Below are 24,577 nucleotides of genomic sequence, written 5' to 3'. Positions count from 1 at the left end.
CGGCGCGCACGGCAAGGCCGCTGATCGAGGCGGCGGGTCCTGGCCTGCTCCCGGTGTCAGTAGTCAAGCCCCGACCACCGACTCGCCCCGGTCCTGGCCTTCCGGAAGTTGCTCCGGGTCCGCCGGATTCTGCGGCGGATACCGGGCTTCAGACAGCTGCGCCTTTAAGCGCTCCACTTCGTCGCGCTTGGCGGCCAGCTGGTCGCGGAGATCATCAAGCACCTGGTCCACCTGATCCATGCGGTAGCCCCGCAGGCCCAGGGAAAATCGGACACGGTCGACGTCGGCCGGGGCCGCGTCAGCGGGGAGCAGGACCGGAGGAAGGTTGGCGACCGGCTGCTCGAAGCCGCTGTCGAAGAGTCCGCTTTCCCGGACCCCGCCCGGGCGGCCGCGCCAGGACACGCCGCTTTTGGCGCCGGCACCCGCCCATACGACGGCGCCTGCCAGCGCGATGGCAAGGAAAACCAGAAAAAAGCTCACAGCATCAATCGTGCCAGATCAACTGTCACCTGCTATTCGGGCCGTTGCTCCCCGGTGGACGGTGCCCGGACCGTGCCATGGAGCACCCGGTCCACCGCATCGGCTGGATCATCAACCACCTGGATCAGGTCCAGGTCCTTCTCCGAAACCATGCCTTCGGCCACCAGTGTGCCTTTGATCCACTCGATCATGGGGCCCCAGAAAGCAACACCGAGCAGGACGATGGGGAAGGAGGTGACTTTCCGGGTCTGGACCAGCACCATCGCTTCAAACAGCTCGTCCAGCGTGCCCAGCCCGCCGGGGAGGACGATGAAGCCCTGGGCATACTTCACGAACATGGTCTTCCGCGCGAAGAAGTAACGGAAGTTGATGCCCAGATCCACCCACTGGTTGAGGCCCTGTTCAAACGGAAGCTCAATGCCCAGCCCTACCGAAACGCCGTTTCCTTCAACGGTCCCCCGGTTGGCGGCCTCCATGGAGCCGGGTCCGCCTCCGGTAATCACCGCCACGCCGGCTTCCGCCAGGTGGCGGCCCACGGCGACGCCCATCTCGTAGTAGGGGCTCCCCGGCTTGGTCCGGGCAGAACCAAAAACGCTGACCGCCGGGCCGAGGTCCGCCAATGCGCCAAAGCCTTCAACGAACTCGCTCTGGATCCTCAGCACACGCCATGGATCGCTGTGGACGAACTGCCCGGCGCCTTTGGTGTCAAGCAAATGCTGGTCAGACATTTCCACGGCCGCCTGCTTGCGGCGAAGTTCAAGGGGCCCCTTACGGCGCGGCTGGGTGGTTTTGGCCGGATCTGCGTTGATGCTCATCCCCCAAGGCTAGCGCCACGCCCGGTCCACAAGCGGCAGGTATCTCTTGAATCACGATCCGTATGAACTTGGCGTGATTCCCGTCATATCCAGTCTTTGTTCGCTAGATTCTTCTTATGACTACTCATGTGCCCGGCGATGCGCTCGTCTCCCTGAACGGTGTGAATAAGCATTACGGTCAGCTGCACGTCCTCAAGGACATCAACCTCCACGTCCGCAAAGGCGAAGTGGTTGTTGTCATCGGTCCGTCAGGTTCCGGCAAGTCCACGCTGTGCCGTGCCATCAACCGCCTGGAAACCATCGAGGGCGGCACCATCAGCATTGATGGGAAGGTGCTGCCGGAGGAGGGGAAGGAACTGGCCCAGCTCCGCGCCGACGTCGGCATGGTTTTCCAGTCCTTCAACCTGTTTGCACACAAGACCATCCTCGAGAATGTGACCCTGGGGCCCATCAAGGTCAAGGGCGTGGCCAAGGCGCAGGCCGACAAGGAGGCCATGGCTTTGCTTGAGCGTGTGGGCGTGGGACACCAGGCACCCAAGCTCCCGGCGCAGCTTTCCGGCGGTCAGCAGCAGCGTGTGGCCATCGCCCGCGCCCTGGCGATGAAACCGAAGGTCATGCTCTTTGACGAGCCCACTTCGGCCCTCGACCCCGAGATGATCAACGAAGTCCTTGATGTCATGATCCAGCTGGCCAAGGAAGGCATGACCATGGTGGTGGTCACCCACGAAATGGGCTTCGCCCGGAAGGCCGCTGACCGCGTGGTCTTCATGGCGGACGGCCAGATCGTCGAAGACGCCAAGCCGGAAGAATTCTTTACCAACCCCAAGAGCGACAGGGCCAAGGACTTCCTGTCCAAGCTGCTCACGCACTGATTTCCCGCTTTACGAACGCACACACTCCAGTTCGCACCCAGGCCGTGACCCACGGCCGACCAATGAAAGGAATGTCATGAAGGCATTTATGACCCGACGCAAGTCGTTCCTCGTGGCGGCTACCGCTGCCCTGGCGCTGTCCCTGAGCGCATGTGGCGGATCCACCCCCGGCACCACCAGCGACCCCACCGTTGCCGAGAAGCCGACATTCGCCGCAGGCACCACCATGGCGAAGCTGGCCGCGGACGGCAAAATCAAGATCGGCACCAAGTACGACCAGCCGCTCTTCGGCCAGGTGGGCCTGGACGGCAAGCCCGTTGGCTTCGACGTCGAGATGGGCAAGCTGATTGCCGCCAAGCTCGGAATCGCCGCCGACAAGATTGAGTGGTCAGAAACCGTTTCGGCCAACCGCGAACCCTTCATTGAGCAGGGCAAGGTTGACCTTGTTATTGCCACGTACACCATCAATGACAAGCGCAAGCAGGTTGTCAGCTTCGCCGGCCCGTATTACGAGGCCGGCCAGGCGCTGATGGTCCTCAAGGACAACGACACCATCAAGAAGCCCGAAGACGTCAAGGGCAAGAAGGTCTGCTCCGTGACGGGTTCCACCCCCGCTGCCACGATCGTGGACAAGTACGGTGCCGAACTGTCGCCTGCCGGGACCTACTCGGCCTGCCTTGAGCCGCTGCGCAACAAGCAGGTTGAAGCCATCACCACGGACAACGTGATCCTGGCCGGGTTTGTGGACAAGGAGCCTGACGTATTCAAGCTGGCCTCTGACGAGACCTTCACCAAAGAGCCTTACGGCATCGGCCTGAAGAAGGACGACACCGAGTTCCGTAACTGGATCAACGACCAGCTCGAGGCGTTTGGCAAGGACGGATCCTACAAGAAGGCTTGGGAAGCAACCGCAGGCACGGTCATCAAGACTGCACCTGACCTTCCGGCCATCAACCGTTACTAGGTAACAACGGCGGTTTTCCGGGGGATTCGTTGAATAACGGATCCCCCGGAAACCGCCTCCTCTTTTTCGACCGCCTACGCCCAGAGCCGAAGGATCCTATGGAAGTCATCATCGAAAACCTCCCCTTGTATTGGGAGGGCCTTCTCCGCACTCTTTTCCTTTCCGTCGTCTCCGGGATCATCGCACTTGTCCTGGGAACACTCCTGGCAGCCGCCCGCGTCTCACCCGTTGCAGCCCTCCGGGGTTTCAGCACCGTCTACGTGGAAATCCTCCGGAACACACCCCTGACCATTGCCTTCTTTTTTGCTGTGGTTGTCCTGCCCCGCCTCGGCGTGACATTCCAGCAGTTCGAGGTCGCAGCGATCATCGCACTCAGTGCTTACACAGCGGCCTTCATCGCCGAAGCTGTCCGCTCCGGCGTCAACAGCGTCCCGCTTGGGCAGGCGGAAGCGGCTCGCAGCATCGGCATGAATTTCGGCCAGGTCCTGAACCTCATCATCCTTCCCCAGGCGCTGAGGACCGTGATCCCGCCGCTGATCAACATCCTGATTGCCCTGGTCAAGAACTCCTCGGTTGCCGGTGCGTTCTTTGTCCTCGAACTGTTCGGTTACGGGCGCCAGCTGGCCAACGCAAACGGTGACCAGGTCATGGCAGTACTGCTGGGCGTGGCCTTCTTCTATCTGCTCCTCACCATCCCGCTGGGCATCCTTGCCAGCACGGTGGAACGAAAGGTGGCGATTGCCCGATGACTTCAGTCCTCTACGACGTTCCCGGCCCCAAAGCGCGCCGGGTTTCACTGATCGGTTCCGTGGTCGGAACCGTGCTGATCCTGGGCCTCCTGGCATGGATCGTCATGACACTCGCCCAGCAGGGCATTTTTGAAGGCCGCCGCTGGGCCATCTTCACCCGGGGCGACGTCTGGACGCTGCTCGCCAATGGCCTCGGTGCCACGCTCAGCGCCGCCGCCCTCGCCGCAGTGATCGCGTTCCCCCTCGGCCTGATGTTCTGCCTGCTGCGCATCTCGCTGGTCGCCTGGATCCGGATTCCGGCCCGCGTGGTCCTGGAATTCCTGCGCGGCATGCCCGTTGTCCTGATGATGCTCTTCGTCCTGCTGGTATTCGGGACGAGTTCCTTCGTTGCCGTGGTGACGGGGCTCGTCCTCTACAACACCGCCATCTTCGCGGAGATCATCCGGGCCGGCATCCAATCGCTGCCGAAGGGACAGCGGGAGGCGGGCCTGACCATCGGCCTGACCAGTTTCCAGTCCCGGATGCTCATCGAACTGCCGCAGGCTGTCCGACGCATGATGCCGTCGCTGGTTGCCCAACTGGTGGTGCTCCTGAAGGACACCTCGCTGGGCTACATCGTGGCGTACGGCGAACTTCTGCGCGCGGTGCAGGTCATGGCGGACTTCCTGGGTAACGCATTCCTGTTCCCCATCTTCTTTGTGGCCGCCGCCATCTACATTGTGATCAACATCTGCGTTTCCCGGCTCGCAATCTGGATCGAGCGCCGGGGTTCACAGAAGACGGCGGGCGGTGTTGCCAAGGCGCCAACCGCAGTGGTCGCACCGGAACTACCGGAAATACGCGAACCCAAGTAGCTATATCCATCGCACACGCAGAAGGGTCCGCAGCCAGTTCAAATCCAGGCTGCGGACCCTTCTGCGTGCGGGCTATGCCGCCAGCCAGCTCCGCAACGCCCGCAGGCACTCCCGGATGGCGTCGGCGTCCACGTGCTCGTTGTCCTTGTGGGCCAGCAGAGGGTCGCCGGGCCCGAAGTTCACCGCCGGGATTCCCAGTTCGCTGAAACGCGCGACGTCGGTCCAGCCGTATTTTGGTTTCGGCTCGGCTCCCACGGCTGCTACGAAGGACGCGGCAGCGGGATGGTTCAGGCCGGGCCGGGCGCCGGCCGCAGCGTCCGTGCGGACGACGTCGAAGCCGTCGAGCAGCTCCCGGACATGCGCCTCTGCCTGGTCCGGGGACTTGTCGGGCGCGAAGCGGTAGTTGATTTCCACCACGCACCGGTCAGGGATGACGTTGCCCGCCGTGCCGCCGTTGATCTTAACCGCGTTGAGGCTCTCACGGTAGTCGAGGCCGTCGACATTGACGGTCTGTGGTTCATAGGCGGCAAGCCTGGCGAGGATCGGTGCCGCGGCGTGGATGGCGTTGCTGCCCATCCAGGCGCGGGCGGAGTGTGCAGCTTCCCCCACGGTGGTGGCTTCGAAGCGGCTGGTGCCGTTACAGCCGCCCTCCACCGTTCCATGGGTTGGCTCGAGGAGGATGGCGAAATCGCCGTCCAGGAGCCCGCCGTGGTTGCGGACCAGGCGGCCCAGCCCGCTCTTGACCGCTTCCACTTCCTCGTGGTCGTAAAAGACAAAGGTGACGTCGCGCCCGGGTTCCGCGCCGCCGTCGAACATGGTGGCTGCCAGCGCGAGCTGGACTGCGACGCCGCCCTTCATGTCCGTGGCTCCCCGCCCGTACAGAACCCCCTCGCCCGGGATGCCGGATTCCCAGCTCGAGGGAACCGTGCCACGGGCCCCGTCGGTGACCGGCAGCGGAACGGTATCCAGGTGCCCGGCCAGGATGACGCGTTCCGGCCGTCCCAGTTCCGTCCGGGCGATCAGGGAGTCGCCGTCACGCACGATGCGCAGCCCGGGAATGCTGCGGAGGGCCGCTTCCACGGCGTCGGCCAACGCCGTCTCGTTCCCGGACACGCTGTTGATGTCCATGATCGCGGCGGTGAGCAGGGAGACGTCCTGGCGGAGGTCAAGCGGCAGGACGGAGGCAACGGGTGCGGTTTCGGCAGTCACGTTGCCAGTCTAGTTCGAACCCGGGGCCCCGCTCTCGATAGACTGGGGCCATGACTGAGACCGCTACTTCTGCCGTGCCCGAAAACCAGAACGCAACCGCTGATGCCCGCTCCGCCTATGGCTTCGGGCTTGCCACCATCGCCACCGCCAACGGTGACGCCACTGTCCTGGATGTCTGGTTCCCGGCGCCTGCCATTGGAGTTGCCGCGGAGAACCTGCGTGCCGTAGAGAACGCGGACCCGGCCCTCGCCACCATCGCGGCGGACGGAGCCGACGCGGACCGCGGTACCGAGCAGAAAGTGGTTTTCGTCCAGATCAACCTGGATGAGGCACCGGCCGACACGGCCGATGCGTACCTGCGGCTGCACCTGCTGTCGCACCGCCTGGTGCGCCCGAACTCCATCAACCTGGACGGCATCTTCGGCAAGCTGCCCAACGTGGTCTGGACCAACTTCGGCCCGGCCGCCGTGGACGGCTTCGAACTGACCCGCGCCAAGCTGCGCAAGCGCGGCGCCGTCACCGTTTACGGCGTCGACAAGTTCCCGCGCATGGTGGACTACGTGGTCCCCGCCGGGGTCAGGATCGCCGACGCCGACCGCGTCCGCCTCGGTGCCCACCTCGCCGAAGGCACCACCGTGATGCATGAAGGCTTTGTGAACTTCAACGCCGGCACCCTGGGGACCTCCATGGTCGAGGGCCGCATTTCCGCCGGTGTCGTGGCCGGTGACGGCAGCGACGTCGGTGGCGGAGCGTCCATTATGGGCACCCTGTCCGGCGGCGGCAAGGAAAAGATCGCCATTGGCGAGCGCGTCCTGCTGGGCGCCAATTCCGGCGTCGGGATCAGCATCGGCGATGACTCCGTCGTCGAGGCCGGCCTGTACGTCACCGCCGGCACCCGCGTCCGCGTGGTCGGCCCGAAGGACGCCGACGGCGAGGACACCACCAAGGTGGTCAAGGCCGTGGAACTGTCCGGCGTCCCGAACCTCCTGTTCCGCCGTAACTCCACCACCGGCGCTGTGGAGGTCCTCCCCCGCAAGGGCCAGACGGTGGAACTCAACGACGCCCTGCACGCCAACTGATCCGCGCAGCTGACCCCTCAGTGGCACGTCGACGTGGCCTTCACCGACCCGTGGTGCTGCTTCTCACCCTGGCATTGGTAGGAGGCGGCGTCTACACGGCTGTTTCCTTCCTGCAGCGCTCCGAGACCCTCGTATCGGAGCGCTGCACGGCCGAGCTTGGCTCCCGGACTGCGGAGCTGGCCACGGACCAGGCGGTGAATGCCTCGCTGATCACGGCCGTCGCTGTCCAGCGCGGGCTGCCGCCACGGGCCGCGACCATCGCCCTTGCCACCGCCATGCAGGAATCCAAGCTGCGCAACATCGGCCACGGCGACCAGGCCGGGCCCGATTCTCGGGGCCTGTTCCAGCAGCGCCCCTCGCAGGGATGGGGTACGGAGGCTCAGGTCATGGATCCCTACTACGCGGCCAACGCGTTCTACGACGCCCTGGTCAAGATCCCTGCCTACGAGTCCCTGGAAATCACCGACGCCGCCCAGCGCGTGCAGCGCTCCGCCTACCCTGAGGCGTACGCTCAGCACGAAGAGATGGGCCGGTTTTTCGCGTCGGGATTGTCAGGCCAAACGCCCGAGGCCGTGCACTGCACGTTGCGCTCCCCCGACGCTGCGGGCGACACCGCCCAGGTCGCCACTGAACTCGCCCAGGCCTACGGTCCGCTGGCCGCTACGGCCGAAGGGCAGACGCTGACCATTGAAGCCAGCGGCGCCCAGGCCTGGTCGGTTGCACAGTGGGCTGTCGCCAATGCCAAGGGCCTTGCCGTCACCGACGTGGCTGTTGCCGGGCGTAGCTGGAGCCGGGCTGCGGATGAAGGGTGGCAGGTTTCCGATGCCGCCGACGGCGAAGTCAGGATTACCGTCTCGCCAGCGGTCGAAAGCTGATGCTTCCCCTGGGAGCTGGGCTGCCCTGGGCCGAAAGTGCTCAGACGAGCATTTCCACCACTGGCTGGACGTAGCTGCGGAAGAGCTCGGGCTGGGACATCAGCTCATGGCTCATGATGATCTTGTCCGGTTCGAGATACCACGCCCGCTGCTCGTTCAGGGGCAGTTCGATGATCGTCAGGTTGAAGTCCCGGGAACCCCGGCCCACCTCCATCAGGCGGTCGTCAACCATGTCATCGAGCAGCTGGTCGGAGCCGCTGGCCACCCTCTCTGCTTCCAACTCCGCATACTCGCTGCGGCGCTCCCGTGCCCATGTCAGGGCTGCGCCAAAGTGCGCCTGCAGGACCCGTTGCAGGGCCGGCGAGTTACCAAAGGCCTCAAAGTCGGGCGGAGTGAGCTCCGGCAACATCTGGGGATGGGACTTGAGCAGCTGGTCCCACCAGGCTTCCCATTCAGTCTTGAGGGCGCTGAGCCCGCCTACTTCGGCCGTCAGATGGGTATGGTCCGCATGGCGGATCTTCGGAGCGGCGTGGGACAGTGCGGGACGGCCGGCGCCGTCCAGTCCGGCGGCATCACGCACATACAGGGCGATCATCATTGGACCTGATGTGTCCATGGTTATCTGCCAACCGGAACCGCCTGTGTGGTGCATCCCTTGTCCTTCCGTGGCGTGCGCTGTACCGGCCTGATGTCCGGATCTGCCTCCCCCGGCTCCCAGTCTATTCCCGAAGCTGCCCGACGTTAACGGCCTGACCAGCGGACATGCCAGCAAGGTGCCGCTCCAGGACGTCACGGCACATCTGCCCAGTCATCCACTCGGGCTGCAGCAGGGCGTGCATGCACAGGCCGTCGATCGTGGCCAGGAGCCGTTCCGCCTCGATAACCAGGGCTTGCTGCCCCCCGCCGTTGTCGGGCATGAGTGCCGTGACAAGCTGGCCGATGACGGCGGCCACCCCGCGGTGGCTCCGGTCAGCCTCGGCAGCCAGGAAAGGCTTGATGCGTGCCGCGTTTTTGAAGGCCATCCAGACGCAAGCGTCCACCGCACGTTCCACGTCCAGCGGCAACATTTCACCCAGCAGTGTTAATACAGCCTCGTGGTATCCCGGTGCACCCGGCGGCAGCGCTTCCAGTTTTGCCAGGGCATCGGACAGCCGGAGGATGATCCGGTCCACGACGGTGGCGAAGGAGTAGCTCAGGAGCTCCTCGCTGCTTGCGAAATAGTGCCGGACGGACCCCACCGCCAGCCCCGTTTCATCGGCAACTTCACGGAGCGAGGCCCTCTCCAGGCCGTCCACGGCAATGATCCGGAAAACGGCGTCGACAACTTCCCCGCGCCGGACTTCGGCATCTACGATTTTTGGCACTCCTCCTTTTTAACACACTTGTGCTGAAAAGATGGTTTTCTGTTGCGGCGTTTCCGGCCGGGACCGTGACCGGCATCCGGAATGGCCGGGCGACACGGACCTTAGTGGGATAGCGTTGAGGCATGAAAATTCTGGTCACAGGTGGCACCGGGTACATCGGCTCCCACACAGTTCTGTCCCTGCACGAAGCCGGCCACGACGTGGTGGTGATCGACAACCTGGTGAACTCCAGTGAGGAATCCCTGCGCAGGGTTGCCGAGCTCAGCGGGAAGACCGCCGAGTTCCACAACGTGGACCTGGTGGACGAGGCCGCCGTCGAAAAGGTGTTCGCCAACGGCGGGATCGACGCCGTCATCCACTTCGCCGGCCTCAAAGCCGTGGGCGAATCGGTCCGCGAACCGCTGAAGTACTACTACAACAACCTCGTGGGCACCCTGAACCTGATCCGGGTCATGGACCGGCACAACGTCCGCTCCCTCGTCTTCAGCTCCTCCGCCACCGTCTACGGCGAACACAACCCCATCCCCTATGTCGAGAAAATGGAAATCGGCGCCAACAACCCCTACGGCCGCACCAAGGAACAGATCGAGGACATCCTCTCGGACCTCGGCGACGCCGATCCCCGCTGGCACATCGCCCTGCTGCGCTACTTCAACCCCGTCGGCGCACACCCCTCCGGCCGCATCGGCGAAGACCCCCAGGGCATCCCCAACAACCTCGTCCCCTTCATCGCCCAGGTCGCCGTCGGACGCCGCGAAAAGCTCATGGTCTTCGGCGGCGACTACGACACCCCCGACGGCACATGCCTGCGCGACTACATCCACGTCGTCGACCTCGCCGAAGGCCACGTCGCAGCCCTCAACCACGTCGCAGACCGCACCGGAGTCTTCCGCTGGAACCTCGGCTCCGGCACAGGCTCCTCCGTCCTGGAAGTCCTGCGCTCCTTCGAAAAAGCCGTAGGCCAGCCCATCCCCTACGAAATCACCTCACGCCGCGCCGGCGACCTCCCCGCCTTCTGGGCCGACGCCACCTCCGCCCTGGCCGACCTCAGCTGGTCCACCACCAAAACCATCGACCAGATGTGCGAAGACCACTGGCGCTGGCAAAAGAACAACCCCCTGGGCTACAACGACTGATCGGTCCGGTGGTTGAGCCTGCCGAAACCTGGATCTCGACAAGCTCGATCACCGATGGCACGAAAAAGCGGCCGGTCACCTTCGTGGGGAAGGTGACCGGCCGCCGTCGTTAATCAGCCGGTGGGATCTAGCGGACCGGGTAGTCGCGCTCGGGCTCGCCGATGTACAGCTGCCGCGGGCGGCCGATCTTAGTGTTGGGGTCGCTGATCATCTCACGCCACTGCGCGATCCAGCCCGGCAGGCGGCCGATCGCGAAGAGAACGGTGAACATCTTCTCGGGGAAGCCCATGGCCTTGTAGATCAGGCCGGTGTAGAAGTCCACGTTCGGGTAGAGCTTGCGCTGGATGAAGTAGTCATCATTCAGTGCCTTCTCTTCCAGGCGCATGGCGATGTCCAGCAGTTCGTCGTTGCCGCCGAGCTTGCTGAGGATCTCGTGGGCCGTTGCCTTGACGATCTTGGCACGCGGATCGTAGTTCTTGTAGACGCGGTGTCCGAAGCCCATGAGGCGGACGCCGTCTTCCTTGTTCTTGACCTTCTCCATGTAGTCCTCGGGCTTGGTGCCGTCGGCCTGGATCTGGCGGAGCATCTTCAGCACGGCTTCGTTGGCGCCGCCGTGGGCCGGGCCGAAGAGGGCGTTGATGCCGGCCGAGACTGATGCGAAGAGGTTGGCGTTAGAGGAACCCACCAGGCGCACCGTGGACGTCGAACAGTTCTGCTCGTGGTCGGCGTGCAGGATCAGGAGCAGATCCAGCGCCTTGGCGATGACCGGGTCCACTTCATACTGCTCGGCCGGGAGGCCGAAGCTCAGGCGCATGAAGTTTTCCACGAGGTTGTGGGAGTTGTCCGGGTACAGCATGGGCTGGCCGATGCTCTTCTTCAGGGCGTAGGCGGCGATGACCGGCATCTTGGCCAGGAGCCGGTACGTGGAGACCTCTACCTGCTCGGCGTTAAACGGATCCAGCGAGTCCTGGTAGAACGTGGACAGCGCCGACACAGCCGAAGAGAGCACAGGCATCGGGTGAGCATCACGCGGGAAGCCGCTGAAGAAGCCCTTGAGCTCTTCGTGCAGCAGCGTGTGGTGACGGATCCGCTGGTCGAAGGCTTCCAGTTCCGTGGGGCTGGGCAGGTTGCCGTAAATCAGCAGGTAGGACACCTCAAGGAAGCTGGAGTGCTGCGCCAGCTGTTCGATGGGGTATCCGCGGTAACGCAGGATGCCGGCATCGCCGTCGATGTAGGTAATTGCGGACGTGGTTGCTGCGGTGTTCATGAAGCCGGGGTCAAAGGTGACTGCGCCCGTCTGCTTGAGCAGCTTGGAAACGTCGTAGCCTTCGTTTCCTTCAACAACCTGGATGCGCGGGAGCTTGAGCTCGCCTCCTGCATGGTGCAGGGTTGCGCTGTTGGTCTCAGTCATGGAGTCCCCTTCATGAGGCGCGTGGGCCTCTGTCGAAAGCTTGATCCAACATCCGGTGAGCCGTGGCACTGACCCTGTTCATCCAGGAATCCAACACCCGGGCTGCCTTCTTGTAGAAAGCCACCATTGATAGTCACTTAAAAAGTACCGCCCGATTGCGGGTGTCACTAATCGGAGGCGTGGGAAACCCCCGTAAAATGCCGTCTTTGTGGCGCGAGTCACACGATTGTTACGCGGCCGCCGCGAGCCGCGCCACCGCGGCGTCGATCCGTTCGTCGGTGGCTGTCAGCGCTACGCGGACGAACCCGTTGCCGGCCTCTCCGTAGAAAACGCCCGGGCCCACCACAATCCCGCGGTCCGCGAGGCGGCCCACGGTGTCCCAGGTGCCCTCACCCGCACTGGACCAGAGGTACAGCCCGGCTTCGGATTCCTTGATCTCCAGGCCGAACTGCTGCAGCGCCGGCACCAGCCGTTCGCGGCGTCCGCGGTAGAGGTCCTTCTGGGCCACGACATGTGCGTCGTCGCCCAAAGCCACACGCATGGCTTCCTGCACTGGATAAGGGACGATCATGCCTGCGTGCTTGCGGCTGTTGACCAGGTTGGCCATGATCTCCGGATCGCCGGCCACAAAGGCTGCCCGGTAGCCGGCCACGTTGGATTGCTTGCTCAGCGAGTACACGGCCAGCAGCCCCTCGTGCGACCCGCCGGCAACGCGGGGGTCAAGGATGCTGGGCACCGGTTCGCCGCCGCGCTGGACGTCCCAGGCGCCCCAGCCGAGCTCGGCGTAGCATTCATCCGATGCGACGACGGCTCCCAGTTCCCTGGCCTGTTCCACCAGCGCCCGCAGGGACTCAACGTCCCTGACGCTCCCGGTGGGGTTGCCGGGGGAATTCACCCAGATCAACCGCACCCTCGAGCGGGTGGTTTCGTCCAGTTCATCGAGGTTGTCCGTGGCGACCGATGTGACGCCGGCGAAGGTGGCACCGATGTCATAGGTCGGGTAGGCCACCTTGGGACGGACGACGACGTCACCCGGCTTGAGTCCCAGCAGCAGGGGCAGCCACGCAACAAGTTCCTTGGAACCGACGGTGGGCATGATGTTCTTGGGGTCCAGGCCCGCGACGCCGCGGCGCCGGTCGAACCAGGCGGCGATGGCTTCCCGCAGCGGGATAGTGCCGTGCACGGTCGGGTAGCCGGGGGCGTCCGCGGCGGCCTTGAGGGCCTCCTGGATCAGCGCGGGCGTCGGGTCAACGGGAGTGCCGATCGAGAGATTGACGGCCCCGCCGGGGTGCTCCGCTGCCCTGGCCACGTACGGCGCCATGGCCTCCCAAGGGTAGTCGGGCAGGCTCAGGCCAAAACTGTTCACCGCTGCGGTCACCGGGGCGTCCCGGCTCAGTGGTCTTGGTTCTGCGGGGGCAGGGCGGCGATCATCGGGTGGTCCTTGCCCGTGTTGCCGATCTTTGCGGCGCCGCCGGGCGAGCCGAGGTCGTCGAAGAATTCGACGTTTGCCTTGTAGTAGTCGGCCCACTCATCGGGGGTGTCATCTTCGTAGTAAATGGCCTCGACCGGGCATACCGGCTCGCAGGCACCACAGTCGACGCACTCATCCGGATGGATGTACAGCGAACGCTCACCCTCATAGATGCAGTCGACCGGGCATTCCTCAATGCATGCCTTGTCCTTGACATCTACACACGGCTGCGCGATTACGTACGTCACGTCCCTTGCCTCTCCACGTTGTTTCCGGCGACCGCCGGCAGTTGCATCCGGCGCATTGGCCGGACTCTTGACTTCTGAGCCTATTATCTCCCAGCCCGTTCCTGCGAACCTAGCGGGGCCCATAGTATGAAGTGGTGAGACCCACCCAGCCTACGCCCCAAGAGTTTCTGGCAGCAGCCGCGCCCGGGACCCGGGTGGTGGTCCGCTACCGGATCGCCGGCGGCGGCCTCACTGACGCACTGGGCCACCTGGTGGACACTGACGACGGCGACTGCACCGTGCGTACACGGCAGGCCGACGTCGTGATCCCCCTGGAGCTCGTGGTGGCGGCAAAGGAAGTTCCGCCCGCCCCGCCGCGGCGCCAGGCGCGCACCAGCGACTGAGCGCCGGCGCCTAACGGACTCAAAACAAAACTGCCGGCACGACGGCGGGGTTCCCGCCTGCCGTACCGGCAGTTTCAGTTAGTGCTGTTTGTGACTAGACCTTCGCGCGGGCGCGGTTGGCCTTGGCACGCTCGTTGGTGTCCAGGATGACCTTGCGGATGCGGATGGACTCCGGGGTCACCTCGACGCACTCGTCCTCGCGGGCGAATTCGAGGGACTCTTCGAGGGTCAGGTCGCGCGGCGGCGTCAGGTTCTCGAAGGTGTCGGAGGAAGCGGCACGCATGTTGGTGAGCTTCTTTTCCTTGGTGATGTTCACGTCCATGTCGTCGGCGCGGGAGTTCTCGCCCACGATCATGCCTTCGTAGACCTCGGAGGTGGGCTTCACGAAGAAGGAGCCACGTTCCTGCAGGTTGATCATGGCGAACGGCGTCACAACACCGGCGCGGTCGGCGATCATCGAACCGTTGGTGCGGTACTCGATCGGACCGGCCCAGGGCTCGTAGCCCTCGGAGATGGAGGCCGCGATGCCGGCGCCGCGGGTGTCCGTGAGGAACTTGGTGCGGAAGCCGATCAGGCCACGGGCGGGAACGATGAACTCCATGCGGCACCAGCCGGTACCGTGGTTGGCCATGTTGGTCATGCGGCCCTTGCGGGCTGCCATCAGCTGGGTAACGGCGCCGAGGTATTCTTCCGGCACGTCGATGGTCATGTGTTCCATCGGCTCATGGATCTTGCCGTCGACGGTCCTGGTGACAACCTGCGGCTTGCCCACGGTCAGTTCGAAGCCTTCACGGCGCATCTGCTCAACGAGGATGGCCAGTGCCAGCTCGCCACGGCCCTGGACTTCCCAGGCGTCGGGACGCTCGGTGGGGAGAACCTTGATGGAGACGTTACCGATCAGTTCCTTGTCCAGGCGGTCTTTCACCTGGCGGGCGGTGACCTTGGCGCCCTTGACCTTGCCGGCCAGCGGCGAGGTGTTGATACCGATCGTCATGGAGATCGCGGGATCGTCCACGGTGATCAGCGGCAGCGGCTGCGGGTTCTCGGCGTCGGTCAGGGTCTCACCGATGGTGATCTCCTCGATACCGGCGACGGCGACGATCTCGCCCGGTCCGGCGGACTCGGCCGGAACGCGCTCCAGTGCCTTGGTGGCGAGGAGTTCGGTGATCTTGACGTTCTTGAGCTCACCGTTGGCACGCGCCCAGGCAACGGTCTGGCCCTTGCGCAGGGTGCCGTTGTAGATGCGCAGCAGTGCGAGGCGGCCCAGGAACGGGGAGGCGTCCAGGTTGGTGACGTGGGCCTGGAGGACACCGTTCGGGTTGTACGTGGGGGCCGGGATGTGCTCAATGATGGTCTTGAACAGCGGCTCCAGGTCTTCGTTCTCCGGAGCAGTGCCGTCTGCCGGCTGCTCGAGGGAGGCGCGGCCTACCTTGGCGGCTGCGTAGACAACGGGAACGTTGAGGATCTTGTCCAGGTCCAGGTCCGGAACCTCGTCGGCGAGGTCAGAGGCGAGGCCCAGGAGCAGGTCCATGGACTCGTGGACGACTTCCTCGATGCGGGCGTCGGGGCGGTCGGTCTTGTTGACCAGCAGGATCACGGGCAGGTGCGCGGCCAGGGCCTTGCGCAGCACGAAGCGGGTCTGGGGCAGCGGGCCCTCGGACGCGTCAACGAGCAGGACAACACCGTCAACCATGGAAAGCCCGCGCTCGACCTCGCCACCGAAGTCGGCGTGGCCGGGGGTGTCAATCACGTTGATGGTGATGGTCTCACCATTGGAGGACGGTCCGTTGTAGGCCACGGTGGTGTTCTTGGCCAGGATGGTGATGCCCTTTTCGCGCTCCAGGTCACCGGAGTCCATCACTCGGTCTTCGAGGTGGTTGTGCTCGGCGAAGGAGTTGGTCTGCTTGAGCATGGCGTCGACCAGCGTGGTCTTGCCGTGGTCAACGTGGGCCACGATCGCGACGTTGCGCAGGTCACTGCGCGATGCAGTGGCTACCGCGGTGTTGGTGGTGGTTTCAGACATGCGTAATGGCTCGATTCAGTGGGTCAGCTGTAAGTATCGCCGCATTTCCAACCGGAACGCACGACGGATTGGCCCATTAGCACAGGGCACCTTCCCCCATTCTAGCCGCTGAGCCTTTTATTGGCCTAAAAACGCCGGACCGTCTTCAGCGGCGGGCCTCCGGCGATACCGCCACGACACGCATTTTTTGTGAGAAATATCACTGGCTATATTTGACTTGATGGACGATCATGGCTGTGATACTTCAAGCAAGTCCGGAGAACCACTGATGCGAAAAGCCTCGGCTCTGTCCCGCTTCGTCGCATCCGGAGTCGCTGCCGGCGTCCTCCTTTGCGGCTGCAGCCAGCCCCCTGCTCCCCCCGCTGCGTCCACAGTGCAGGCTCCCGCGTCCGGACGGTACGCGGCCCGGGGCGTGGATCCGGCGAATCTTCCTGCCGGCACCATTTACCGGAATCCGGCCAGCGGCCGGGACGAAGTGGTGGTCCCCGACATCAGCCGCACGGCACTCCTGATAGGTGACTCGCAGTCCGAACCGGCGGACGGCTGGCCCCGCCTGGGCCTGGCCGCGATCGGTTACAAGGTCCACTTCTGCGGGCTGGGCGGCACGGGCTTTGTGGCCGCCAACGGCAAGACCGGGAACTACATTGATGCCTTGGAGCGGGGCGACTGGAAGCTTCCCTATGGCACTCCCCCGCTGATCGTCATCCAGGGCGGCGGCAACGACGCCGGCAAGGGCGCCACTGACGCACAGATCGTGGCCAACGCAGACCGCCTTATCGCGGCCCTACAACAGCGGTATCCGGGTGTCCCGCAGGTGCTGATCGGCACGCTCGGGCGCGGCGCGAACTATGGCGGTGGCCGCCGCAGCCAGGTTGACGCCCTGCTGGGTACCGTCGCGGCCAGGCACGGCATGCGGTTTGTGGGCGTCGGCGACTGGCTGAGCAAGTACGGCCTCGCCAAGGACCTGGCCGACGCCGTCCACATGAACTCCTCCGGCCGGCGGGCGCTGGGAACCCTTCTCGAAGGCAGGCTGCGGGAGCTGGGTATAACGGCTCCGACCGGTGAGACGGCAGACTCCGCGACCGTCACCGACCAATACGTGACCGATCCCCAATAGTCCTTAAACGGGTGGAGCCGGCGCCCACCAGTGCACCGGCTCCATCAGATATCCGCTTGTCAGGCTACCTCGGGCGGAAGCATCAGCTTCGCTCCCGGGATGGCGTTCAGCAGCGCCTGGGTGTATTCCTGCTGCGGGGACTCGAAGACATCGTCTGTGGATCCCGTCTCCACCAGTTTGCCCTTTTCCATGACGCAGACGTGGTCTGCGATCTGCCGCACGACAGCCAGGTCATGGGTGATGAAGAGGTACGTGAGGCCCAGGTTGGACTGCAGGTCAGCCAGGAGGTTAAGTACCTGTGCTTGAACCAGTACGTCCAGCGCGGATACCGCCTCGTCGCAGATGATCACTTCCGGGTCCAGGGCGAGCGCCCGCGCGATTGCGACGCGCTGGCGTTGTCCGCCCGAGAGCTCGTTGGGATACCGCTGCATGCTTGACTGAGGCAGTGCAACCTGGTCCAGCAGTTCCCGGACCTTCTTTTCCCGGCTCGCCTTGTTGCCCACCTTGTGGGTCCGCAGAGGCTCCTCGATGGTCCGGTAGATGTTATACATCGGGTCCAGGGAGCCGTAGGGATCCTGGAAGATCGGCTGCACACGGCGGCGGAATTTGAAGAGTTCCGATGCCTTTAGCAAAGAGGTGTCGACGCCGTCGAAAAGGATCTTCCCGTCCGTAGGCTTCTCCAACTGCAGGACCATCTTTGCCACAGTGGACTTGCCGGACCCTGACTCCCCCACAATCGCAGTGGTGGTCCCCCTCGCCACGGCGAAGCTGACACCGTCCACTGCCGCGAAATCCGTGGACTTACCCAGCCCTTGCCGCAGCTTATAGACCTTGCGCAAGTCCCTGATCTCCAGAACATGGTCCGCGGCAGCCACCTCCGCATCAGGGGCGAGCAGATCAGACGCTTCCACGCCCTGTTCCTTAGCGACCTGGATCCGGCGGCTGGCGAGAGACGGCGCAGACTCGACCAGCCGTTTGGTGTACGGGTGCTGCGGATTCTGTAGCAGCGCCAAGGATGGTCCGGCCTCCACTACCTGCCCGCGGTACATCACCACCACCTTGTCGGCCCGCTCTGCCGCCAGGCCCAAGTCATGGGTGATCAGCAAGACGGCGGTGCCCAGGTCCGACGTCATCGTGTCCAGGTGATCCAGGATCTGCCGCTGGACCGTGACGTCCAGTGCCGACGTTGGCTCGTCCGCGATCAAGAGTCGCGGCTGGCAGGACAACCCGATGGCGATAAGCGCACGCTGGCGCATGCCGCCGGAGAACTCGTGCGGGTACTGGTTAGCCCGCCGATGGGCGTCGGGAAGTCCTGCCTGAGCCAGAACCTTGGCGATGTCATCCGGCCCGCTGGGCCGGCCGTTCGCGCGAAGCGTCTCCTTGACCTGATAGCCGATCTTCCAGACCGGGTTCAGGTTGGACATCGGGTCCTGCGGCACCATGCCGATCGTGTTGCCACGGAGTTCGATCATGCGCTTCTCGGTGGCATGGGCGATGTCCTCGCCGTCCAAGAGAATCTGCCCCCCGGACACCGAACCGTTGTTGGGCAGCAGGCCGATGGCAGCCAATGCCGTGGTGGACTTGCCCGAACCGGACTCCCCCACGATGGCCACAGTTTCACCGGGCATGATGGTCAGGTGGGCATTGCGAACGGCCTGAACGTCGCCACCGCTGGTATTGAACGTGATGGCCAGGTCGCGAATTTCCAGCAGGGGCCTGGTTCCTGAATACCCTGCTTCAGCAACGTGCACGTCGGGAATTGTCATCTTTTTGTCTCTCATCGCTGCCGGCTCTTCGGGTCGAGGGCGTCGCGGACAGCGTCGCCCAGCATGATGAAGCTCAGCACTGTGATCGACAGGGCCGCAGCCGGATACAGAAGAATTTCGGGCTTCGTCCTAATGGATGACTGCGCGCCGGCGATGTCGTTGCCCCACGACATGATGCCCTGCGGAAGTCCGATACCAAGGAAGGACAGCGTGGCCTCGGCCACAATGAAGATGCCCAAATCCAAGGTGGCCAAGACAATAATCGGAGCCAAAGCGTTCGGCAGCACATGTCGCACCAACGCCCCTACTTTCGATACGCCCAGCGCGCGCGCGGCTGTCACAAAATCAGCATTTCGGACCTCGATAACTGCGCCACGGGCAATTCTGGCCATCTGGGGCCATGCCAGCAGTGCGATGACCAAGACCACTGTCCAGACGCCTTTATTCTCCCGAAGCGCGGGCAACTGCGTGATGACCAAGGCGCCCAGAACCAGCGGGAGCGCAAAGAAAATGTCACCCAGCCGGGCAAGGACGGCGTCAACCCACCCGCCGTAATAGCCGGCAAGCGCGCCGAGCGTAACACCGACGACGATGACGCACAGAACGGAGAGCACACCAACAGTCAATGAAGCCTGGGTCCCGTGAATAACTCTGGAGTAGATATCACATCCCTGAAACGTAAATCCGAAGGGGTGTCCCGCCGTAGGACCGCCCTCAGAATTGCCCAGTTCGCAGCCGTCGTTTGGTGCTACGGAGGAAAACAAGCCGGGAAAGAGTGCCACTACCGTCAGCATAAGAATCAACAGCGCGGAAATAATGAACAGCGGACGACGGCGAAGCTTGCGCCAGGCGTCGGCCCACAAGCTCAACGGCGCCTGGTCGATCTTCAGCGTGTCCGTTGCGAGCAGCGGCGTCTCATCGATGGGGGCTACAAAGTGGTTGCTACTACTGGTCATAACGAATCCTTGGGTCCAGCCAGGCGTACAGGAGGTCTACGAGGAGGTTGGCCAACACAAACACCAACACCAGGACACTGACAATGGCAACGATGGTGGGACCTTCGCTTCGCAATGTGGCCTGGTAGAGCTTGTTGCCCACCCCCGGAACGTTGAAGATGGCCTCCGTGACGATGGCGCCGCCCATGAGTCCACCGAGATCTGCTCCCAAGAAGGTCACAACCGGAATCATGGAGTTACGCAGGATATGTGTGAGCACCACTCGGGGCCGGGAAAGTCCTTTGGCGGTTGCAGTGCGGACATAGTCGGCGTTCATGCTCTCGCTAACGGACGCCCGGGTCAGACGAAGGACGTACGCGAAGGACACGAGACCCAGCACCGTTGCCGGAAGCAAAAGGTTGCCCCAGTCCGCGTTGGCACCGACTGTTGGTTTCGCCCAGCCGAGTTGGACTCCGAAGACCAACTGAAACACGAAGCCGAGGACGAACGTGGGAACCGCGATGACAACCAGCGAGACCACCAGAACGGTTGAGTCAAACCACTTCCCACGACGAAGGCCTGCGAAAACACCGAAGGCAACGCCGAAGACCGCCTCGATAATGAGTGCTTCAACTGCCAGCATTGCCGTCACGGGGAAAATTCTGGTCAGTGATGCCGCGATGGGCTGGCCGGTGAAGTCATTGCCGAGATTGAACGTAAACAGGTTCTTGAGGAACAGTCCGTACTGGACCCAGAACGGCTGGTCAAGGTTGTACTGGGTCCGCAAAGTGTCAATAACAGCCTGAGGCGGCTGGCGGTCGCCGAACAAAGCAGCGATGGGGTCGCCGGGAAGGGCGAAGACCATGTAGTAGACAAGGAGGGTGGTACCAAGGAAGACGGGGATTACTTGCAGGAGCCTGCGCAGGATAAAGCGGACCACAGGATCACCGTCCTTCCGAAGGAATGGGGGTTCATAAATGCCTTCCTGCCGTGCAGGAGAATGGGGGCCCGGCTATGACACCGGACCCCCAAATGCCTGGCGGCAAGTTAGATCGTGGGACTACTTTGCCGTGATGTTGTAGTAGAGAATTCCGCCATTCCAGCCGGTTTCGGCCGAGACGACGTTCTCACTCCATACGATCGGCTTCGCCTGGTCCCAGAGCGGCAGGCCCGGCAGGTCCTCGAAAAGGATCTCCTGAGCCGCGTTGAACTTGGCATTGGCCTCCTCGGTGGTCTTGGCACCGAGGCCTTCCTGGAGCAGCTTGTCGAACGCCGGGTTGGTGTACTTCTCGTAGTTCGAAGGCGCCCCCGTGGCCCACACGGGTCCGAGGAAGTTATACAGCGACGGATAGTCACCCTGCCACCCTGAACGGGTCAGACCCGGGAGGGTCGCGGACTTACGCAGGTTCAGGACTTCAGCGAACTTGGCGAAGGGCTGAATTTCAGCCTGGATGCCGAGGTTGTTCTTGAAACCGTTGGCGACGGCGTCAATCCATTCCTTATTACCCCCATCGGTGTTGGAAGCAATCTGAAGCGGCTTGGAGGCATCGTAAGGCTGGATCTTTTCAGCCTGAGTCCACAGGTCCTTGGCCTTGGCGGCGTCGAACTTCAGGACTTCACTGCCCTTGAGGCCTTCTTTGTAGCCGTCGATCACCGGCGGTGCATAAGCCTTGGCCGGGGTGCGGGTTCCGCTGAAGACCACCTTGCAGATTTCCTCGCGGTTGATGGCGTAGGACAGAGCCTGGCGGCGCAGTTTTCCGGCTTCCCCCTGGAAGTTCGGGTTGTAACCCGGGATGTTCAGGGTGGAGTTCGTGGCAACCGGCTTGGTGGCGTTCCGGTCCTGGAAGTCCGTGGTGTACGTTTTGAGCGCGTTGGACGGCAGGACATCGGTGACGTCCAGGTTGTTGGCCTGAAGGTCCGTGTATGCGGGGCCCGGATCGGTGTAGAACTTGAAGGTCACGCCACCGTTCTTGGCTTCGCGCGGGCCGTTGTAGTCCGTGTTCTTCACGAGCGAGATGGACTGGTCATGGACCCAGGCGCCAGTCTTTTCCATCTTGTACGGGCCGTTGCCGATCGGGTTTTCACCGTAGGCCTTCGGGTCTGCCAGCGCGGCAGAGGGCATGGGGAAGAATGCCGAGTAGCCGAGGCGCAGGGACCAGTCCGCCTCCGGCTGGACGAGCTTTACGGTGATGGTCGAATCATCCGTTGCGACGAGGCCCGACATGGTCTCGGCAGTGGGTGCGGGCGAGGTCTTCTTTGTTCCATCGGCCGCAGTCTCGGTGGTAACTGCAGAGACGTCAGCGTAGCCATCAATGGACTCGAAGAAGAACCCGTTCTGCTGCACATTCTTCGAGTTCGCGGCGAAGTTCCAGGAGTCAACAAATGTCTTGGCGGTGATCGCCTCGCCGTTGGTGAACTTGTGGCCCCCCTTGACCTTGATCGTCCAAGTCTGCGCGTCGCTGGACTCGATCGACTCCGCCAAGGCTTCGACGGGTTTGCCGTCCGGGCCGTACGTCCGGAGACCTTCGAAGAGCAGCTCGACGACGCGGCCACCGTAAACTTCACCAGTATTTGCCGGCAGCAGGGTGTTCTGGGGTTCGTTGCTGTACGCGGTGATGACCTTGTTGGGATCGCCAGCGGATTGGCTGGCACCGTCATTGCTGCCGCCTCCAGCGCCGCAGCCGGTCAGGGCCAGTGCGGCGATTGCCACCATGCCCAGTGCTTTGGAAGTGCGCGTGAAACGCATTCCGCCTCCTATGAGTTGTGGGAGATTTTCAGGGGAAATCTTTTGCTTCCCCGCAGCCTGGCCACAGTCTTCTACTGTGACGCAGACTACATATACGAGTAGCCTAACCGCACAGAGTCCAAATACTGGTACTCCGTTGCCAAACCGTAACCGGTTAATGATCATTAGCTAGCCGGGTCGCGGAAGTTGTGCAAGTCACATGCTACTCGCAGGTAGGGTTTGCGGCGAATCGGCCCTGATATCTCCCCCATAGCCGCCGTGCAGGCGGCCAGGCGCCTACTTCTGGCGCCACTCCCAGACATTCCACCAGACGCCCAGTGGCCCGCCACTGGGCTTCACGCCGGCCAGGCGCCCTGCAACAGCGGTGGTTCCCGTGGTCTGGTAGAGCGGCAGGCCGTAGTCGCTTTCCCACACTCTTTTATCGATGTCGGCCATCAGTTCGTCCTGCTTGGCCAGGTCCGTGGTGGTGGACAGCTGTTCCATCATCCTGTCCGCGTCGCCGTCGGAATAGCCATTGAAATTCGTGCCCGCCCCGGTCCGGAAAATCTGCGGGACGCGGCCGACGCCCACGCCGGTGCTGATCCAGCCCAGGATGGCGGCGTCGTATGTTCCGCCACCGAGGGCCCTGGCCCAATCGGCGCTGCCCTGCCCGGCATCCAGGACACGGAATCCTGCGAGGGCGGCCGAGTCCCGGATGAGTTCAAAGGCCCGTACCCGGTTGGGATTGTCCCGGTTGTACAGGATCCGGATGGTAGGTGTCGTCCCGTCCAGGAGCGAAGCGGCACCATCGATGTCCACGTCCGCGTAGTCTTTGGAACCGTTGTCCTTCACGGTGTCGGCGTATTTGGGGTGGGACGGCAGGAAGACGTGGGAGTCGAGAGGTTTTGCGTCGGGAATCAGGTCGCCGACGATTTCTTCCACGATGTCCTGCCGCGGGACCGTCTTCAGGAACGCCTCGCGGATCTTGCGGTCGGCGAACGGACCGGCAAAGTTCAGGTCGAGATGGTCATATCCCGATTGGCTGTACCGCTGCACAGTGATCCCCTGCGCCTCCAGCCCGCTGAACAAACCCTCGGAGCCTGCGGAGGGCTGAGGCGAGATGATGTCGGCCCGGCCAGTCTTGAGCGCGTCCACGGCGGCCGTCACAGCACCGGTGAACTGGATGGAGATGTCATCCAGGTAGGGCTCCGGACCCCAAACGTAGTCCTTGTTCCGGACCAGCGTCACCGAAGTCTCGGGGACGATATCCCGCACAATGTAGGGGCCGTTCGACAGGTACACCGCCGGATCCCCTGGCAGCGTCTTGGCATCGAATCCGGAGTTCCAGAAGTTGCTGACCACCTGCAGGTCCGTATTCAGCGCTGGTTTTTTCGCGTCACCGCGTGGCGCATCGCGCAGCAGCTCAAGGAGGTCATCTTCGTCGTTCAGCCCGGCCTTGGCAGCCACCACGTGGGCCGGGAGACCGACGTCGAAGGCCACTTCCCAGTCGGCGTAGGGCGATCCGTACTCAAGCGTGATGGAGCGGCCGTCCCCCCCGATTTCGGGAAAGACGGTGGTGGCCAGGCCGCTGGTGTCCGACGCTGCCGAGAAGTACTTGGTTCCCGTGCCCGCGACGGGGTCTGCGTCGTCGTAGTAGCCGGACCCCGCGGTCCACGCAAGGACTAGGTCTCCGGCATCAACAGCTTCGCCGTCGGACCATTTGACGCCGTCATTGACCGTGTATTTCACCTTCAGCGGCTGGTCGGAGACCTTTTCATACCGGCCGAACTTCTCGTTCCGGACCACTCTCGCGGAGTCGTCCACGTAGTAGAACCCGGAGTGCGTGGCGTACCAGACCTTCGAATTAATGTCCGTGTTGCCGTCCATGCTGAACGGGTTGAACGACGAGAGCGCGTTGACTTCGGCCACCGTGGCACTGCCACCGCGCTTTGCCTCGCCCACCACTACGGGCACGGCTCGCCCGCCGCTGGAGCAGCCGGCAAGAAGCAGGGCGGCCGCCACTGCACCGCTGATGAGCTTGACCAGACGCCTGAGAGGCATGCCGTCTCTCCTTATGTGTTCCCTCTGCCGGAGGGGCCCT

23 protein-coding genes are annotated in these 24,577 nt (G+C 63.5%); 9 read left to right on the top strand and 14 right to left on the bottom strand.

Translation table 11 applies throughout. The features are described 5' to 3' along the window. Nucleotides 1–63: 63 nt before the first annotated feature. Together EYS21_RS01910 and EYS21_RS01905 are read right to left on the bottom strand one after the other, a co-directional pair. Nucleotides 64–480, bottom strand: a complete 417-nt coding sequence (locus EYS21_RS01910; protein ID WP_131131432.1) for a DivIVA domain-containing protein — start codon at nucleotides 478–480, stop codon at nucleotides 64–66. 32 nt (nucleotides 481–512) lie between these two features. Further along, complete coding sequence (locus EYS21_RS01905) at nucleotides 513–1,295, bottom strand: TIGR00730 family Rossman fold protein (RefSeq protein ID WP_131131431.1); 783 nt, start codon at nucleotides 1,293–1,295, stop codon at nucleotides 513–515. A 116-nt stretch (nucleotides 1,296–1,411) separates the two neighbouring features. Between EYS21_RS01905 and EYS21_RS01900 the strand changes: the two genes are divergently transcribed. From EYS21_RS01900 to EYS21_RS01885, 4 genes are all read left to right on the top strand, one after another. Continuing rightward, nucleotides 1,412–2,167: an amino acid ABC transporter ATP-binding protein gene (locus EYS21_RS01900; RefSeq protein WP_104062136.1), complete on the top strand. Its 756-nt coding sequence runs from the start codon at nucleotides 1,412–1,414 to the stop codon at nucleotides 2,165–2,167. A 76-nt stretch (nucleotides 2,168–2,243) separates the two neighbouring features. Next, a complete protein-coding gene (locus EYS21_RS01895) occupies nucleotides 2,244–3,131 on the top strand; it encodes a glutamate ABC transporter substrate-binding protein (protein WP_131131430.1) in 888 nt (295 codons plus the stop codon). 98 nt (nucleotides 3,132–3,229) lie between these two features. Next, the gene (locus EYS21_RS01890; protein ID WP_131131429.1) at nucleotides 3,230–3,880 is read left to right on the top strand and encodes an amino acid ABC transporter permease; all 651 of its coding nucleotides are present in this window, start codon (nucleotides 3,230–3,232) and stop codon (nucleotides 3,878–3,880) included. Further along, nucleotides 3,877–4,734, top strand: a complete 858-nt coding sequence (locus EYS21_RS01885; RefSeq protein ID WP_131131428.1) for an amino acid ABC transporter permease — start codon at nucleotides 3,877–3,879, stop codon at nucleotides 4,732–4,734. Before EYS21_RS01890 ends, EYS21_RS01885 begins: the two co-directional genes overlap by 4 nt. Before the next feature lie 72 nt (nucleotides 4,735–4,806). On the opposite strand, the gene dapE is transcribed toward EYS21_RS01885, so the two are convergent. After that, nucleotides 4,807–5,943, bottom strand: a complete 1,137-nt coding sequence (gene dapE, locus EYS21_RS01880; protein WP_131131427.1) for a succinyl-diaminopimelate desuccinylase — start codon at nucleotides 5,941–5,943, stop codon at nucleotides 4,807–4,809. A 50-nt stretch (nucleotides 5,944–5,993) separates the two neighbouring features. Between dapE and dapD the strand changes: the two genes are divergently transcribed. Then, a complete protein-coding gene (gene dapD, locus EYS21_RS01875; RefSeq protein ID WP_131131426.1) occupies nucleotides 5,994–7,022 on the top strand; it encodes a 2,3,4,5-tetrahydropyridine-2,6-dicarboxylate N-succinyltransferase in 1,029 nt (342 codons plus the stop codon). A gap of 20 nt (nucleotides 7,023–7,042) precedes the next feature. Then, nucleotides 7,043–7,897 carry a hypothetical protein gene (locus EYS21_RS01870; protein ID WP_131131425.1) on the top strand — a complete coding sequence of 285 codons (855 nt, stop codon included), beginning with the start codon at nucleotides 7,043–7,045 and terminating at the stop codon, nucleotides 7,895–7,897. Between the two features lie 40 nt (nucleotides 7,898–7,937). Here EYS21_RS01870 and EYS21_RS01865 read toward each other — a convergent pair whose 3' ends face one another. Next, entirely contained in the window at nucleotides 7,938–8,549 is a 612-nt protein-coding gene (locus tag EYS21_RS01865) for a hypothetical protein (protein ID WP_131131424.1), read from the bottom strand. Between the two features lie 67 nt (nucleotides 8,550–8,616). Further along, nucleotides 8,617–9,261, bottom strand: coding sequence for a TetR family transcriptional regulator C-terminal domain-containing protein (locus EYS21_RS01860; protein ID WP_131131423.1), 645 nt, complete (start codon nucleotides 9,259–9,261; stop codon nucleotides 8,617–8,619). 122 nt (nucleotides 9,262–9,383) lie between these two features. On the opposite strand from EYS21_RS01860, the gene galE reads away from it, so the two are divergent. Continuing rightward, nucleotides 9,384–10,397: a UDP-glucose 4-epimerase GalE gene (gene galE / locus EYS21_RS01855; RefSeq protein ID WP_131131422.1), complete on the top strand. Its 1,014-nt coding sequence runs from the start codon at nucleotides 9,384–9,386 to the stop codon at nucleotides 10,395–10,397. A 127-nt stretch (nucleotides 10,398–10,524) separates the two neighbouring features. Here galE and EYS21_RS01850 read toward each other — a convergent pair whose 3' ends face one another. The 3 genes from EYS21_RS01850 to fdxA all read right to left on the bottom strand — a co-directional run bounded on the left by EYS21_RS01850 (nucleotide 10,525) and on the right by fdxA (nucleotide 13,527). Next, on the bottom strand, nucleotides 10,525–11,808 hold the full coding sequence (locus EYS21_RS01850; protein WP_131131421.1) for a citrate synthase: 1,284 nt from the start codon (nucleotides 11,806–11,808) through the stop codon (nucleotides 10,525–10,527). A 229-nt stretch (nucleotides 11,809–12,037) separates the two neighbouring features. Further along, nucleotides 12,038–13,186, bottom strand: a complete 1,149-nt coding sequence (gene dapC, locus EYS21_RS01845; protein ID WP_131131420.1) for a succinyldiaminopimelate transaminase — start codon at nucleotides 13,184–13,186, stop codon at nucleotides 12,038–12,040. Between the two features lie 14 nt (nucleotides 13,187–13,200). Continuing rightward, entirely contained in the window at nucleotides 13,201–13,527 is a 327-nt protein-coding gene (gene fdxA / locus EYS21_RS01840) for a ferredoxin (RefSeq protein WP_009356972.1), read from the bottom strand. A gap of 131 nt (nucleotides 13,528–13,658) precedes the next feature. Here fdxA and EYS21_RS01835 point away from each other — a divergent pair, with 131 nt between their 5' ends. Beyond that, nucleotides 13,659–13,910: a hypothetical protein gene (locus EYS21_RS01835; RefSeq protein ID WP_347559517.1), complete on the top strand. Its 252-nt coding sequence runs from the start codon at nucleotides 13,659–13,661 to the stop codon at nucleotides 13,908–13,910. Between the two features lie 94 nt (nucleotides 13,911–14,004). On the opposite strand, the gene typA is transcribed toward EYS21_RS01835, so the two are convergent. Continuing rightward, nucleotides 14,005–15,933: a translational GTPase TypA gene (typA, locus tag EYS21_RS01830; protein ID WP_131131419.1), complete on the bottom strand. Its 1,929-nt coding sequence runs from the start codon at nucleotides 15,931–15,933 to the stop codon at nucleotides 14,005–14,007. 268 nt (nucleotides 15,934–16,201) lie between these two features. On the opposite strand from typA, the gene EYS21_RS01825 reads away from it, so the two are divergent. Beyond that, a complete protein-coding gene (locus EYS21_RS01825; protein WP_131131418.1) occupies nucleotides 16,202–17,050 on the top strand; it encodes an SGNH/GDSL hydrolase family protein in 849 nt (282 codons plus the stop codon). 59 nt (nucleotides 17,051–17,109) lie between these two features. On the opposite strand, the gene EYS21_RS01820 is transcribed toward EYS21_RS01825, so the two are convergent. The 5 genes from EYS21_RS01820 to EYS21_RS01800 all read right to left on the bottom strand — a co-directional run bounded on the left by EYS21_RS01820 (nucleotide 17,110) and on the right by EYS21_RS01800 (nucleotide 24,537). Beyond that, on the bottom strand, nucleotides 17,110–18,816 hold the full coding sequence (locus EYS21_RS01820) for an ABC transporter ATP-binding protein (RefSeq protein WP_131131417.1): 1,707 nt from the start codon (nucleotides 18,814–18,816) through the stop codon (nucleotides 17,110–17,112). 11 nt (nucleotides 18,817–18,827) lie between these two features. Continuing rightward, nucleotides 18,828–19,772, bottom strand: coding sequence for an ABC transporter permease (locus EYS21_RS01815; protein ID WP_131131416.1), 945 nt, complete (start codon nucleotides 19,770–19,772; stop codon nucleotides 18,828–18,830). Next, nucleotides 19,762–20,691, bottom strand: a complete 930-nt coding sequence (locus EYS21_RS01810) for an ABC transporter permease (protein WP_131131415.1) — start codon at nucleotides 20,689–20,691, stop codon at nucleotides 19,762–19,764. The genes EYS21_RS01815 and EYS21_RS01810 overlap by 11 nt, the downstream gene beginning before the upstream one ends. Before the next feature lie 120 nt (nucleotides 20,692–20,811). Continuing rightward, nucleotides 20,812–22,497: an ABC transporter substrate-binding protein gene (locus EYS21_RS01805; protein ID WP_131131414.1), complete on the bottom strand. Its 1,686-nt coding sequence runs from the start codon at nucleotides 22,495–22,497 to the stop codon at nucleotides 20,812–20,814. A gap of 276 nt (nucleotides 22,498–22,773) precedes the next feature. After that, the gene (locus EYS21_RS01800; protein WP_131131413.1) at nucleotides 22,774–24,537 is read right to left on the bottom strand and encodes an ABC transporter family substrate-binding protein; all 1,764 of its coding nucleotides are present in this window, start codon (nucleotides 24,535–24,537) and stop codon (nucleotides 22,774–22,776) included. Nucleotides 24,538–24,577 lie beyond the last annotated feature (40 nt).

It is taken from the genome of Arthrobacter sp. S39, from assembly GCF_004320525.1.
Classification (GTDB): domain Bacteria; phylum Actinomycetota; class Actinomycetes; order Actinomycetales; family Micrococcaceae; genus Arthrobacter.
This window is presented reverse-complemented; position numbering and strand designations above follow the sequence as displayed.

Coding starts and splice junctions, on each gene's coding strand:
- EYS21_RS01905 (WP_131131431.1), bottom strand. CDS start 1,295: ATGAGCATCAACGCAGATCCGGCCAAAACCACCCAGCCGCGCCGTAAG.
- EYS21_RS01900 (WP_104062136.1), top strand. CDS start 1,412: ATGACTACTCATGTGCCCGGCGATGCGCTCGTCTCCCTGAACGGTGTG.
- EYS21_RS01895 (WP_131131430.1), top strand. CDS start 2,244: ATGAAGGCATTTATGACCCGACGCAAGTCGTTCCTCGTGGCGGCTACC.
- EYS21_RS01890 (WP_131131429.1), top strand. CDS start 3,230: ATGGAAGTCATCATCGAAAACCTCCCCTTGTATTGGGAGGGCCTTCTC.
- EYS21_RS01885 (WP_131131428.1), top strand. CDS start 3,877: ATGACTTCAGTCCTCTACGACGTTCCCGGCCCCAAAGCGCGCCGGGTT.
- dapD (WP_131131426.1), top strand. CDS start 5,994: ATGACTGAGACCGCTACTTCTGCCGTGCCCGAAAACCAGAACGCAACC.
- EYS21_RS01865 (WP_131131424.1), bottom strand. CDS start 8,549: ATGCACCACACAGGCGGTTCCGGTTGGCAGATAACCATGGACACATCA.
- galE (WP_131131422.1), top strand. CDS start 9,384: ATGAAAATTCTGGTCACAGGTGGCACCGGGTACATCGGCTCCCACACA.
- EYS21_RS01850 (WP_131131421.1), bottom strand. CDS start 11,808: ATGACTGAGACCAACAGCGCAACCCTGCACCATGCAGGAGGCGAGCTC.
- typA (WP_131131419.1), bottom strand. CDS start 15,933: ATGTCTGAAACCACCACCAACACCGCGGTAGCCACTGCATCGCGCAGT.
- EYS21_RS01825 (WP_131131418.1), top strand. CDS start 16,202: ATGCGAAAAGCCTCGGCTCTGTCCCGCTTCGTCGCATCCGGAGTCGCT.
- EYS21_RS01820 (WP_131131417.1), bottom strand. CDS start 18,816: ATGACAATTCCCGACGTGCACGTTGCTGAAGCAGGGTATTCAGGAACC.
- EYS21_RS01815 (WP_131131416.1), bottom strand. CDS start 19,772: ATGACCAGTAGTAGCAACCACTTTGTAGCCCCCATCGATGAGACGCCG.
- EYS21_RS01805 (WP_131131414.1), bottom strand. CDS start 22,497: ATGCGTTTCACGCGCACTTCCAAAGCACTGGGCATGGTGGCAATCGCC.
- EYS21_RS01800 (WP_131131413.1), bottom strand. CDS start 24,537: ATGCCTCTCAGGCGTCTGGTCAAGCTCATCAGCGGTGCAGTGGCGGCC.